Consider the following 12215-nt stretch of genomic DNA (forward strand, 5'->3'; position numbering starts at 1 on the left):
ACGTCTGTTGGCAAACAGGACAGAGATAGCGTTGATGTCCGTTGGGCATCTTGCCGTGTTTATGGGCTTTAGAATGATCACACAAAGGGCATTGCATGGACGAGTTGCAGATGAGAGATCCCCTCTACTCTACCAATCCCACGTTTATTTGACGCACTACCTTCTATTGCTTGTGGGAACTCTTTTACTAACGTACAATAATGTGCATTCAAATGAATATGTAAGCAAAGTAGATTTTACAATTAGTGAAAATTTTGCATATGATTAAGATATTTTACATATTCCACATAACGTTGCCCAAGTCAAAATACTTATTAGCCGGACGAAAGGTATGCACCAACGCATAAGACCGAGCCGCGATCGTCTGGGCTTTTAGTGCCTCCATTGGTGCAGAGGCAGACATCTCGCTACCTACAACCGACGCGAGGTATTGTTCCAAGTTCACATAATTAATAGCAATTAGCTCGTCACCTTGGGCTATCAATAGCAACTTACCTCTGTACCAGCTATTAGCGACGAATACCGCTCCACCATCAGTTGGCTCAATCCATACAGCAGAAGGTATTTGCACTTCTTGAAATGCGATGCTTGAGCTACTAGCAGATACTTGAAATGCTTGAGATGGCGGTAGTTGCTCTAACCGTTGCCCGTTGCCACCAACAATGTTTGCTGCTGTCGAGGAGGCGATCGCTTTCTTGCTAACGTTCTGTGCGACCGCAACTCGTATTTCGATAGCTGGAGCAATGTATGGGCGGGTCTTTTCTTTGCTTTTCTTTCTTTTGGCTTGGGTTTTTGAGCGATGCTTTTGAGCGATTGCTTTTTTCGCCTGCTTTTTCGTTGGAGTTCGTACCTGGGAAGAGATAACTTTAGGTAAAGCTGGAGTAACTTGCGGCAGTGACGCTTTTGATGGTAGAGGCGACTGGGGAGTAGGGCGGATGTCAACCGTTGCTGTAGAGAATGGTTGCCCTGAAGACAAGTGTAAGCATATTAAGGGGATAACTACCGCAGGGGTAAACCAAAATAAACTCCGCATTTCAAAGCCTCGAAAAATCCACTTTTCCGTTACCCATATTGACCTCTTTTTATCCTTATGCTTCTAGTAAGTGTACTACTTTTACAGTGAAAGCACAGCACATAAGTAATACACTTACTAGATTTAACTAGCTAATCTAGCTTCCCTCAGTAGCTCTCGAACTTCTGTATTTATCAACGTTTCTTGCTGTAGCTTGACCTTTATTTGGTTACGCAAGAACTCAAGCTTCTGGTCGCGCCCATTGATTTTTTGGGCGATGCCTAACGCTTTTGCTATTTTTCTAGCTTGTCGCAATTTCAGATGCTCTAAGTCTACCCCTCCTAACAAATTTTCAAGTTTAGGCTGAGAAACATCAACTGCTTTGGCGGAAGGTAGCAAACGCAGATGCTTTTGCTCTCTTGAAAAGGTTTTGGTTGATATGTTTACTTTGTCTTCCACTGGCAACAGCCAAGGGTCGGGCAACTGGGGTAGCACCTGTGAGATGGCAACTAGAGGTAGTTCACTAATTGACTGTTGAACAGGGAGTTCTTTTTTTGATGAGCTTGAAGCAATCGAAACTTGTTGGTAGACAACAACTAGCCTTAAAGTAAAATCCATTGCTGCAATGAGCGTGAAGCCTAATGCGATCGCATTGAACAAGTTAGTTAGCAATTCTTGTGTAGACATGATGGAAGTCCTTTTTTATGTTTCGGCGTGTAGAGAGTGCCGTATTTTTTGTTTTCGTATCTTTTTTTGCGTTGGCAACGCCCTTGAAAAGTTCTGTACCGGAGACTGCGCTCTAACAACTTTTTACAAGTACAATATTTGGCTAATCCAATAATACAATAAACTGATTTACAAGTCAAGCTATTTATTACTAATAGAGTTATATATAATACCTATTAGTAATAAATAGCTATTAGTTTACCTGCCTAATTGTTAGGTTTAACCTGCCGCCATTTTTCAACAAATTGCTAGTATTGGGAACAGTCCCCTTGAAAGCGTGGAAAAAGTTTCGACTCTCACCACCCATTACAATAACGTCCCCGCTCTGGACAATATACTGTTTAGTTTCATCAGTACGGAGGAGTCCACCCAAAACAAAAACTCCTGAATCTCCAAGGGAAATCGAGATTATTGGTGCAGATAAATTCTTCTCAGAACTGTCTTGGTGCATTCCTAGCTTCTCACCTTTGTTGTAAAGGTTAATTAAACAAGATTGGGGATGAAAATTATCATTTCCCGTTTCTTTAGCTATCTCTACTGCTAAATCTTTAATAACCTGGGGCATCGCTGGAAATACTTTAAAAGTCTCTGGGTGAATCTCCTGATAGCGGTATCCGTGCCTATCCGCAACCCATCCTAAATCGCCACAATTGGTCATTGAATAATTGAAAGATTGACCAGTTGGCATCATCGGTCGAAACAATGGCGCTTGCTTCACAACTACTCTAGCTGCGGCTAGAATCTCTTGTTGTACAACTTTGGTAAGCTTTGATTTGAGTAGAAAGAATCCTTTATTGGCTGGCATACTATTAGCCTGCAACTATTATTAAATAATAGCATTAATCAACAAGTAAATCAAGTTATTGCAGTCATATTTTTAGGCTTGTATGTTAAGTTATTCCCAGCAAAATATTCTTTTTCCAAGTAGCTATTCTATCTAAAAACTACAAATAGTAATTAGTTAGAACGTACTTACTGCTTTAAACTATTGAACTTACGGCTCTGTCTAATTAAACGATTTGGATTAATCGTTGTCGGAAAAACTAATCTCGTATTAGGATTTTCTTGAGCTAAAGCGATCGCACTTTGAGGACGCGCTAACTGCAACAAGTACCATTTTCTCCCATCTTTTTCCCAAACTGCAACCATATCAAATCCGTCATTACGATTAATTGCGGGTGCTTTAGACTTCATTGTATTTCTCCTTATTTAGCAACAGGTTTTTACTCTCTTTTTGGCACTGCGCCGACTTATCTTGAAATCTTCAATAAAGGTGATCGCTCTTTGGCACTGCCTAATGTCGAACATAGCAATATGAGTCCGTTCTAGGGGCAATCTCATTACTTTCGATAGCCAGATGTACGCAGCATTACGGCAAGAGAACATCTCCAGTTTCCACAGAGGATCAAACTTTTGATGGGCTAGTCTACGCCATCTCCGTAATTCTTTATCAGCTAAAGTTCCGAGGGGTTTAATTGTCCCAGGATGACACCCGACCTTGGCATCACACTGGGGGTAAGAGTCGCATAAATAGATAAACCCGTAGCTGCACCCGAATACTTTGGCGCTGTCTATCAAAGACACACTGCTGCCACAAAAGGGACACCGTTGAGGTTTCATCGGCTTGCCCCCTGCAATTGCTCTAGTACCGCTAATTCCTCCGTTATCGCTCTAGCTAAGGCTAATAGTCCTGAGTGAGATAGATCTTGGAGTAAGGCGATCGCTTTGTTGAAGTAGGGACAGCGATCACAAACATGGTCGAAATCGACGGCGCTAGGCTCGGTTGCCTCGTAAATAGCTGTCATAGCGATCGCAGCTTTCTTGTCCTGGCTCAGGTGTTGCAGATGGTTCTCTAACTGCTGCAAAGTTGGCTCATCCTGGTGGTTGAGCGAATAGCTGATAAGGTTGGGCATTGTTGAGGTTTTGTAGGTAAAACAATAGCCGCGCTTTTGGTAGCTAGCGGGTATGGTTGAAGTTAAATTTGAGCTAAAGTTAACAGGGCAGTTTGCACCGAATTATTCTCAAGCTTTCAGGAGATAATGACTGAAGTTGTTAAAGTCCCCCATATCCCTGTAAAGGCTAAATGAAAAGACGCAAATTATTAATTACTGGCGCTGGTGTTGCTACTACTTCACTGTTCCTTAAAGCAGATAGGGGTAATACTCAAACGGCATCACCTTTAAAAGGTGAATCTGTCACTATCGCTAAAAATCTGCAAGGGTACTACGTGCGCCCCCAAGGCAAAAATTCTGTGCCAGCAGTGATGGTATTGATGGAAGCATTTGGCTTGAACCCTAACATCAAAAGTGTTTGCGACTGTCTTGCTCAAGCAGGTTATGCTGCCCTAGCACCAGATTTCTATCATGGCGATGTCTACCAATATACAGATATTCAAAATGCGATCGCTAAGTTGAAAACCATGAGCGACCAGACAGTGATGGCTGAAATTGGTCAAGGACTAGATTTCTTAGCAAGACGTAAGGAAGTAGCTGCTAGTAGAGTAGGTGTGATGGGCTTTTGTATGGGTGGACGGTTTACTTTTCTCGCTAATGCCGTTCATGCTGATAAGTTCAAAGGTGCAGTCGCTTTTTATGGTGGTGGCATTGCCGACCCCAAAGACCCATTTGGGCGCAAACCACTATTAGATCGAGTCGGGGTAATGCAAGCGCCAATTATGTTGATTTATGGTACGGAAGATGAATTGATTGTTGCTCAAGAACACGAGCGGATTGCTCGTGCGCTTTCTCAAGCTAAAAAGCGCTATGTACTTAATGTTTTTCCCAAGGCTGGACATGGCTTTTTGAGCGACCGCCGTGACAGTTATGCTCCTGCTCCTGCTCAGGAAGCATGGAAAATGACATTAAATTTTCTTGAGTACAACTTAAGGCAGTAATAAAAGGGAAGAATTAGATTAACTTGCCTGAACATTGGATTCAGGCAGCCACTCTGATTTTTCAATAGTAATAATAGTCTGCTGCTGTACTGGCAACTGCCACCGCACCGTAACAAAGTTGCCGCCTGCTACCTGGTACGAAAGGAAGTTAGAATGCGATCGCCTCCAGCCTTTGCCGTTAGGGTTTCGACAATACGCCGATTCATTAACGTTTGGTTGGGGTTTGCCGCGTTCCCAATACAATCGACAGAGTGGACCCGAAGTCACCCGATACCGAAAGCTACCACCAGGGGAAATGATGATTTCACCCAAATACTCGGCGCTCAATTGGTGCAAATCCTCCTCAGAAAATAGCCCGGATGGCGCATAGAATCTCGTCGGGGCTGGCTCTAAAGCACTGCATTTGCTCATGGCTAAGACTGTAGTAATAACAAATTCTGCTCAACAGTTTCCAACTTTATCCGTGCCTCATTTTTTTCTTGAGGGCTAATCTGAGCATCCTTTAACTGGCTGAGATACAGCTTTTTGGCGTGTTGGAAGTCCAGGCGCGCATCTTTTTTGTTGCCTAAATTATTGAGGGCGATCGCTCTGTAATAATAAGCGATCGCCAGATCAGGAAACTGCTTAATTGCATTATTAGCTACTCTCAAGGCTGTAGAGTAATTTTTGTCTTTGGTGGCACTTTCAACTACTTGGAGTAACTGTTGTTGTGTTGGTTGGGACTGAAAATCTATTGTCACTTGAGCTAGTCCTGGTGATGCAAATGTTAGCCAAGGTAATAACAGTGTTGTCGCGATAATTTTCTTCATTAATTTTTCTCCAGCGCTTGACCAGTGATGCGGGTGTTCCAAGCGGTAATCGCTCCTTCTCTGTCTGTCCCATGACTTCCCTGTGCGCCGCATGAACACCATAGCCAAAGGGCTTTTCCTTGTTGATATTCTTCTTGTTCTTGTCCGCCACAAAAGGGGCATGACAAACATTGGTAGTGAAAAGAAGACTCTTTAAGAACGCTTCGCTGATTCCACAGTGCGATCGCCTCTTTTTCGTCTTCTGCTGATCCTGCTTGTGCGCCGCACTTGCAGTACACCAGGACGTGCGAACCGTCGTACCACAAATCGTAAATTTCTTGGTTTGTACCGCCGCAAAACGGGCAGGGTAATCTTTTCATTCGTTACCTCTAAAGTTGTTTGAAACCTTTAGTTTCCTATTACTGATTGTTGTTGCATCGCTATATTTGAAGCGCGAACAGATGGTTGAACTTGAGCCGATGCTTTTGCCGCTTGTTGAGCCGTGGATTAGCCATTAGCAATTCTGCGAATAATGTGCAAAGTAAATTTTTCTCCACCAAGTGTTACAAGCTCCACTGAAGCACGACCTTCAATGCCTGCTAAGGCTGTTTCTACTGCCTCTGATAGCTCGGCAAGCCCTGTTGGATTGGAAACTAAATACGCCTCTAGTTTTGGAGTCTCAAGATTTCTCATCATTTTTCTCAGAAGTAGCTGTTTAAATAGGTAGTTAATAGTGGAACCTGATTGGAAACAAAATCTATTTGCGCTTGGAACGGAACTGTAAATGTTGAATTTGGTGATTCACCTTTTTGATGTAATGCCGCAATACAATCTTTCCTTGCCGTTTTGCCTGTGGATAAACCTGTTGATAGTGCTTAAGAAAATGCTGTAATTGTTCGAGACTTTTTTGTTTGGTGAAGACTATTTCTAGCATTGTTAGTTTCCTCTTTTTCAATACAAAACTAGGGCTAAAACAGTTGTTTAGCCCTAAACAAAAAATATGGGTATTTTGATGCGAAATCTTCTGCCGTTATCGGATCAGCTTAGTCGCTTTATCAGAGATTGGTTCTACTTCTACTTTCTCTAATGACTTGAAGGTACATAATCGCTCATACTTCTTTACCCCTTGCTCGTCGTTACCGATACAACGGCTGAAAAATACGACTGCCCCATATTTATTCGTCGGACTTCGCCTCACAAACTGCTTTCCTTTCCAAGTGACAATAGCCGCCCCTTGAGCATCACTCCTTTCTACCGTCGCTCCTATCGATTCCCAGTCAAAAGTTGCAAATTCTTCCAAGTGTTGATGATAGTTGGGAGCTTCCTTTCGGGCTGATTCTTCTTCTAGAAATTGGACTACTCGCTCTAGCAATCGATTGTTATCTTGCAACAGCTTGTAGATCGCCCGTAGCCCGTCAGTCATTGTCTTTTCAAATTCTTCACTCACAATTTTTCAGTCCTTTTCAAAGGTTTCTATAGCTTGCGGATCTTGCCGCATCCATCGGAACAACGCAGGCATTACCCTGTAGTTTTGCTTGAGGAAGTCTTGATAGCGTTCGGGCAATCGACCTGTTAGGCATATCAACTCCTCTCTATTCAAGCCTAGGTAATGTGCTAGTTGCCCAATAACATACTCTTTGGGCGGATACTCACTGCGATCGCTCTCCAGCTTAGACAAGTAGGTAAAGTCTATTTCTACCATCGCCGCCAGTTCGCGCTGGCTGTAGCCTATGCCCATACGTGCAGTGCGGATGGCTTGACCAAAGGTTGTCACGCTAATTCGTTGCTAACGGTGGGCTTTACTTTACCCAAAGCTTCGGCGGATGCTGTCTCAAAAGCTTTGTCTGTTGGTTCGGGGATGAAACCTTGAGCGCACAAAACTCTGAGTAGAATATTTCTACCTCCCCGGCACAGCATTTGGTTATTGGCGGAATGGCAAAAGTGCTGACTTTCAAGATTAACTACTTTGCTAAGGTACTCTAGATACCTTGTTGGGCTAAGGGGAATTGGTTTATCCCCCTCAAAAGGACAAGTTGTGCAAGGACGGTTTTGTATGGGCATCTGGGATAAGTCTTCTTTCTTCATAAATCAAGACCAAACTCTTGCAAAAGTTCAACGGGTATCGTTACTGTGGGTGCTGGGAATGTAGATTTAGTTAATCCTGCTTCTACGGAGCCTCTCGCCATATCTTTTATATGGTGTTCGTACATTATTTTCTCCTACCCATAAACACTTACCGTCATCTCTAGTGGAGGCAATTGCACCTGCTCATAAGTCTTCAGTGGCGATGGTTGTACCGAAGAAAAGCTACAGGTAACTTCGATGCGGCGATCGCATAATAACTGTACGGGAATCGAAGCAGCCAAACTGTTGGCTATCTGTTGACACTTGACTATATCGACATCTTCACTGATAACGTCAAATTCCAAAGTTATTTTATGAGGGTGTCGTTTCTTAAGGGTTCTACGTTCAAAATCCATAGGTGTTTGTTTTCCTTTTCTTCGTAAGTTTGCTCGAATTGACTGCGGACAATTAATTTTTAATTCCAGTGTGTAGAAGTGCTTTGAATAGGACAATTTGCGCTATCGGAATCAAAAAAGCGATAGCGCTCATTAATAATGCTGGAAGTATGCTGCTTGCCATATACGAGCCTCCAATAATTACTAAAACTTTAAATGCCGCGTTGGGCTACTTCTAACCAAATTTCTCTTACATAAATTGATTCGGTAATCGTCTTGTTTGTTAACTTGTAAATCCATCCCGACCAACGCTTGTTGCTAATATATTCACTGCCTATCACTTCAGCAATATTCGCACTCATAGCAAGTCCCATTGAGGCTTTATACTTGACGTGCGTCCCTAGCTCAAAGGATGGCAGTGGCGGTTTAAGTTCGGGATTGTTTGTACAGTATTCGCAGAGTTTTGTACTCAGAGAAACTACTGTACAGCCTTCACAGACCGCACAGTAATTAAAGCAAAAATATTTTGTATGTCCTGCTGGGCGCGGGTAAGCTTGGGCAAACATTCTGCCTGAACATTTGTTATTTCTAACCGCTTTGCGAAAGTTAGGTTTTCTCATTATTTCCTAGATGCGTGATCGCCTAAATCAAAACTTCAACATCAACTGCCTTGCTGGATCATTTCTAGCCGCTTCTTTAGCTCGTGCATAACACTCCTGACCCCGGCGCAGGCAACCGAATCGCCAACCGATCAGGCTTGCCGCCATCGCGTACTTGGTCGAAGGAGCGTAGCATCCAACAGTGCGACACATTGCTTTGAGTTCTCGCCCTTTGTAGGTGTCAGCAAAGGCTTGTATCTGCTCTACTGTCGGCTGGTTCCCTTGCTTTAACCCGTACCCGCGTAAGCGTCGTTGGATCTGGGTTTGCGTCAAGAGTCGGCTGATTTTCTCCGGCTTTGTACCGGAATAGGAAATACCTACCAAACAACACAAATCGGTTAATTCGCTTCCTGATACGTGGTTGAGCTTTTCTTCCGTCCAGTCTTCGGTAGGCAAACCCAGAAGTTGCCGAAATGTCCAAGTGGGTATCATTTAGTTGCTCCATCATCATTGGATGCGATCGCAAATTTCACCATTGGTTATCCAGTGAAATAGCTGGCGGTTTAATTCGCCAGCTAGTCATCGCAAGTTACTTTGCCATTGCAATTTCTTTCCAACTAGAAGCAGGTAAGGACAGCACTCGGCTACCATCCCGCTCTAAAGCCGTCGCCCTTTCGTAGTCATCCAAGTCCTGGCTAGTACGAGTGATCGCATTGAGCATCCCATAGGCTGATAAGTCACCTCCCTGGATTAGGTGTTGCAATATTCCTGAGCTTTCCTCACCGTTGTAGCCAAAGCTTTTTGTTAGCAACTCTACAGACTTAACAGGATTGCCCTCAATCTTTTGCTCTGTTGCCTCTTTCATCCGGTCAACAATTGTTGTGAACTTGGTAATATCTACTGCCGCCCTTACTGTGTCCTGCACCTTAAGAAAAAATGCTCGGTCGTCGGCTTTTAGCGTTTCGTCCCTAAATAATTCGTAAGCCTCGCCTTCTTCGGCGTTGCGCCCTACGTGATAGCGCTTCTGGCTGTGGTCTTGAGCGATCATCCCGTTGGTACAAATTAATCTGTAGATTAGCGGCTCTACCTTGAGTGAACCCATGCCCACCTCAGAGTTAGAAATCACCATCCCCGCTTGTACTACGTCACCTTTTTTGACTTCTAGCTCTAGGCGCTCATTGATAACCTTAATATACATTTTTGACTCAGTTAGCTCTGTGCTGACGATTTTCAACCCCTCGCCCATCTCCTTGAGGACTGGCAATACTGCTTCGGCTAAATCGTAGTTGTCGAGCCTTCTATAGCGATCGCTCAAAAAAGCTCTCATTTGTCCATCCAGCGTCCGCAACATCCGCCGTTCTGGTTTTTGGTGGAACCACTCATTGACGTTCGCCGCTAGTAGTTCTGGGGCAGAAGAACGCATACGGGCGTAGTATTTGGCGGGGATGTCTAACCTTGCAGCTATTTGGGTGTGAGCATGGTCTGCGATCGCAAATTCTTGACGGGTGTCGCCCTCTAGTATCATCTCCCCGGTATCGGTCATTTCTAGGACTTCGGTACTAGCGATGTAATCTTTTTTCGTCTCAGACTGTCTTTCGAGTTCTAGTGCTAGTTCGCTTAATGTCTTGCCTGCTTTCATTGTTCTAAATCCTTACGAGTAATTGAGTAGAAAAGGCGCTCTCTGTAGAGTTGAAAGCGCCTGATGCGATTGATGAATACTGGTTTGCTTTCCTCATCCCTATATTTATATTATTACACGTTGACGTATAACTGTCAAGTATAACGTTAAGGTTACACGTTTACACGCTAACGTGCTAAGGTAAACGCATGGGATGATCGGCTTGAAGTTTTCAAGGAGGTGATGTGAAGGTGTTTGTCGATATCAGTCCCTACTGGCCACAAGAATTGAGCATTAATGCTGTTTATGAGGATTTACTAAGACAAGATAAGAAAATTGATAGGCGTACCTTAGCAGCAGCTAAAGAAGGTCGCTTAACTAAATGTGATTTTTCTACTTTACTTAAGTTACGAGACTTCGCTTCTCAGCGTGCTGAACGTGAATTATCAATTGATGACCTATTTCAGATTGTTGAGGAGGATGATAGGTGATCTCTAAGTTTTTATCCTTGTTGCACCTTCTACAAGACTTTACTTTTTTTCCAAGTAGCGTTTTATCTGTAACTTTTAACCTAAACAAGTAACGATCGCTTAACTCTTCCCGGAGACACGATCGCTACTTGTACCACAACCTACCCCAGTTAAACCATCGAGGTCATGGCAATGACAATCGTATCTGATTCTGTACTGGTTGAGCCAAAATCGGCTCGTGATAATCAATTAGAGCGTGTACCCCATGAACGCGCTTTGGAAATTCTCAATAAAGCTAAAGCATTACTTGTTGCTCTTTGGAAAGGAACTGGAGTAACAACCACAGAAGAAATAGCCCATTATTATGAAGTTGAATCATCTGTTGTCCGTCATGCAAGTAAACAGCATAGGGATGAGCTACTGAGTGATGGGTGGTATGAAGTCAAAGGTCAAGAAAATCTAAAAGCCTTACGCAGTATAGGTAGTGAAGTCTTCTCACTACCTGAAGCTACCACAAGAGTAGCCATTTGGACTCCCCGCGCTGCCCTCCGATTGGCAATGATTCTGCGGGATTCCGTTGTTGCCAAAGCAGTTAGAACCAGCTTGCTTGACGCAGTAGAAACAGTCATCCCCGCACAGTCAGCCAGGATTCGAGAACTTGAACTTGAACTTCAAGTAGCTCATGCTAGAGAAGCTGCTGCACGTTCAGAGAATGCCGCCGCCCAATCTCAAGAGCGCCTAATGCAAGTTTCCAGCGCCATCGTCACTATGCACGGCGCGGGGATGCTAGGGCTGATCTTGGGCAAACCGGAGGCGATTGTCGAACAACCACCGATTGTTGTCGAGAAGAACATATTGGTAGATCGCTCAGGTAGACCCGTCCGAACCTACGAAGGGCTGTCCAAGACTAAACTCGCTCGGCGTTATGGGATGAAGAAACCCCAAGATTTAGTTAACTGGCTTCAGTCTATGGGCAAAGATCATTTCATCCAACCAGGGTTAACCGCCGCTCCTTGCCAGTTCGTACCGTTCGAGTATGTGCCGGAGCTAGATAGGCTGTGGGCAGCACGGCAAGGAAACCGACAAAAATTGCTTGGGGAGTGACCGCATTCTTTTTCCAAGTAGCCAAGTTTTTCCGCAAATATTCAAATTAAGGATAGTTTTATGTCACTAAAAGTAAACGAGCTTGGCGATCGCCGTCAGGTTTTAGATGCGCTGACTGGCGATCACGCTCAGACCCAACTTGACCTATTGAGATGTCGTTGCCCCCGGTGCAATCGCTTTGGCGTTGTCTCTGGTACGCACGAATACTACGGCATTATCTACCACTGCGCTTGCAAAGATGTCTTTTGGGTCATCAGTCCCGAAACAGGCAATAAGCTGGAGGGAGGTTAAATCATGACTACATCACTTGCCCCTCATCCCTTACTCATTCCCCCAGCCTTAGCTAAAGAGATCGGCTTGCACGAAGCGGTTATCCTTCAGCAAATTCACTACTGGTTGGAAAGGTCAAACCACCTTATTAAGCTAATAAGCACTTAAGCTGCAATATGATGGTTATTCCCTTTATTTTTGATCTTGCGATGCCATTCAATTACTAACTCGCCTTGATTTAACAGCCTATCCAGTAGTAGCTTCAATTCATCTACT

Annotated in this window: 24 protein-coding genes and 1 pseudogene; 5 read left to right on the forward strand and 20 right to left on the reverse strand. The window is 43.9% G+C overall.

Annotated features, from left to right (window positions below):
* The 7 genes from AC2VE5_RS20875 to AC2VE5_RS20905 all read right to left on the reverse strand — a co-directional run.
* The coding region (locus AC2VE5_RS20875; RefSeq protein ID WP_486886923.1) for an IS1/IS1595 family N-terminal zinc-binding domain-containing protein at nt 1-97 on the reverse strand (97 nt) is incomplete at its 3' end.
* Between the two features lie 177 nt (nt 98-274).
* Entirely contained in the window at nt 275-1033 is a 759-nt protein-coding gene (locus AC2VE5_RS20880; RefSeq protein WP_486889607.1) for a SpoIID/LytB domain-containing protein, read from the reverse strand.
* A 123-nt stretch (nt 1034-1156) separates the two neighbouring features.
* Nucleotides 1157-1699 (reverse strand): hypothetical protein, encoded by a 543-nt coding sequence (locus AC2VE5_RS20885; protein WP_486889608.1) that lies wholly within the window; start codon nt 1697-1699, stop codon nt 1157-1159.
* Between the two features lie 232 nt (nt 1700-1931).
* A complete protein-coding gene (locus AC2VE5_RS20890; RefSeq protein WP_486889609.1) occupies nt 1932-2543 on the reverse strand; it encodes an alpha-ketoglutarate-dependent dioxygenase AlkB in 612 nt (203 codons plus the stop codon).
* 167 nt (nt 2544-2710) lie between these two features.
* Nucleotides 2711-2932, reverse strand: coding sequence for a hypothetical protein (locus AC2VE5_RS20895; protein WP_486889610.1), 222 nt, complete (start codon nt 2930-2932; stop codon nt 2711-2713).
* A 15-nt stretch (nt 2933-2947) separates the two neighbouring features.
* A complete protein-coding gene (locus AC2VE5_RS20900; RefSeq protein ID WP_486889611.1) occupies nt 2948-3358 on the reverse strand; it encodes a zinc-finger-containing protein in 411 nt (136 codons plus the stop codon).
* The gene (locus AC2VE5_RS20905; RefSeq protein ID WP_486889612.1) at nt 3355-3651 is read right to left on the reverse strand and encodes a hypothetical protein; all 297 of its coding nucleotides are present in this window, start codon (nt 3649-3651) and stop codon (nt 3355-3357) included. The genes AC2VE5_RS20900 and AC2VE5_RS20905 overlap by 4 nt, the downstream gene beginning before the upstream one ends.
* A gap of 170 nt (nt 3652-3821) precedes the next feature.
* Here AC2VE5_RS20905 and AC2VE5_RS20910 point away from each other — a divergent pair, with 170 nt between their 5' ends.
* Nucleotides 3822-4631: a dienelactone hydrolase family protein gene (locus tag AC2VE5_RS20910; RefSeq protein ID WP_486889613.1), complete on the forward strand. Its 810-nt coding sequence runs from the start codon at nt 3822-3824 to the stop codon at nt 4629-4631.
* An 18-nt stretch (nt 4632-4649) separates the two neighbouring features.
* Here AC2VE5_RS20910 and AC2VE5_RS20915 read toward each other — a convergent pair whose 3' ends face one another.
* From AC2VE5_RS20915 to AC2VE5_RS20975, 13 genes are all read right to left on the reverse strand, one after another.
* Entirely contained in the window at nt 4650-5042 is a 393-nt protein-coding gene (locus tag AC2VE5_RS20915; RefSeq protein WP_486889614.1) for a hypothetical protein, read from the reverse strand.
* A 2-nt stretch (nt 5043-5044) separates the two neighbouring features.
* Nucleotides 5045-5440, reverse strand: coding sequence for a hypothetical protein (locus AC2VE5_RS20920; protein ID WP_486889615.1), 396 nt, complete (start codon nt 5438-5440; stop codon nt 5045-5047).
* On the reverse strand, nt 5440-5799 hold the full coding sequence (locus tag AC2VE5_RS20925; protein ID WP_486889616.1) for a Lar family restriction alleviation protein: 360 nt from the start codon (nt 5797-5799) through the stop codon (nt 5440-5442). The genes AC2VE5_RS20920 and AC2VE5_RS20925 overlap by 1 nt, the downstream gene beginning before the upstream one ends.
* Before the next feature lie 127 nt (nt 5800-5926).
* Nucleotides 5927-6115, reverse strand: a complete 189-nt coding sequence (locus tag AC2VE5_RS20930) for a hypothetical protein (protein WP_486889617.1) — start codon at nt 6113-6115, stop codon at nt 5927-5929.
* Between the two features lie 61 nt (nt 6116-6176).
* Entirely contained in the window at nt 6177-6353 is a 177-nt protein-coding gene (locus AC2VE5_RS20935; protein WP_486889618.1) for a hypothetical protein, read from the reverse strand.
* A gap of 96 nt (nt 6354-6449) precedes the next feature.
* Nucleotides 6450-6866 carry a single-stranded DNA-binding protein gene (locus AC2VE5_RS20940; RefSeq protein ID WP_486889619.1) on the reverse strand — a complete coding sequence of 139 codons (417 nt, stop codon included), beginning with the start codon at nt 6864-6866 and terminating at the stop codon, nt 6450-6452.
* 6 nt (nt 6867-6872) lie between these two features.
* Nucleotides 6873-7193 (reverse strand): helix-turn-helix domain-containing protein, encoded by a 321-nt coding sequence (locus AC2VE5_RS20945; RefSeq protein WP_486889620.1) that lies wholly within the window; start codon nt 7191-7193, stop codon nt 6873-6875.
* Complete coding sequence (locus AC2VE5_RS20950; protein ID WP_486889621.1) at nt 7190-7504, reverse strand: hypothetical protein; 315 nt, start codon at nt 7502-7504, stop codon at nt 7190-7192. Before AC2VE5_RS20950 ends, AC2VE5_RS20945 begins: the two co-directional genes overlap by 4 nt.
* Entirely contained in the window at nt 7501-7629 is a 129-nt protein-coding gene (locus AC2VE5_RS20955) for a hypothetical protein (RefSeq protein WP_486889622.1), read from the reverse strand. Before AC2VE5_RS20955 ends, AC2VE5_RS20950 begins: the two co-directional genes overlap by 4 nt.
* A gap of 9 nt (nt 7630-7638) precedes the next feature.
* Nucleotides 7639-7899 carry a hypothetical protein gene (locus AC2VE5_RS20960; protein WP_486889623.1) on the reverse strand — a complete coding sequence of 87 codons (261 nt, stop codon included), beginning with the start codon at nt 7897-7899 and terminating at the stop codon, nt 7639-7641.
* A gap of 191 nt (nt 7900-8090) precedes the next feature.
* Nucleotides 8091-8498: a hypothetical protein gene (locus AC2VE5_RS20965; RefSeq protein ID WP_486889624.1), complete on the reverse strand. Its 408-nt coding sequence runs from the start codon at nt 8496-8498 to the stop codon at nt 8091-8093.
* A gap of 27 nt (nt 8499-8525) precedes the next feature.
* Nucleotides 8526-8969, reverse strand: a complete 444-nt coding sequence (locus tag AC2VE5_RS20970; RefSeq protein ID WP_486889625.1) for a hypothetical protein — start codon at nt 8967-8969, stop codon at nt 8526-8528.
* A 97-nt stretch (nt 8970-9066) separates the two neighbouring features.
* Complete coding sequence (locus AC2VE5_RS20975) at nt 9067-10116, reverse strand: DUF932 domain-containing protein (protein WP_486889626.1); 1050 nt, start codon at nt 10114-10116, stop codon at nt 9067-9069.
* Between the two features lie 230 nt (nt 10117-10346).
* Between AC2VE5_RS20975 and AC2VE5_RS20980 the strand changes: the two genes are divergently transcribed.
* The 4 genes and pseudogenes from AC2VE5_RS20980 to AC2VE5_RS20995 form a co-directional block, all read left to right on the forward strand.
* On the forward strand, nt 10347-10586 hold the full coding sequence (locus AC2VE5_RS20980; protein WP_486889627.1) for a hypothetical protein: 240 nt from the start codon (nt 10347-10349) through the stop codon (nt 10584-10586).
* A 171-nt stretch (nt 10587-10757) separates the two neighbouring features.
* A complete protein-coding gene (locus AC2VE5_RS20985; protein ID WP_486889628.1) occupies nt 10758-11669 on the forward strand; it encodes a DNA-binding protein in 912 nt (303 codons plus the stop codon).
* Nucleotides 11670-11729: 60 nt separating this feature from the next.
* Nucleotides 11730-11960, forward strand: coding sequence for a hypothetical protein (locus tag AC2VE5_RS20990; protein ID WP_486889629.1), 231 nt, complete (start codon nt 11730-11732; stop codon nt 11958-11960).
* 3 nt (nt 11961-11963) lie between these two features.
* Nucleotides 11964-12083: pseudogene (locus tag AC2VE5_RS20995) on the forward strand (replication protein); the annotation flags it as partial.
* Nucleotides 12084-12215 lie beyond the last annotated feature (132 nt).

Source organism: Aliterella sp. E5.1 (assembly GCF_057473825.1).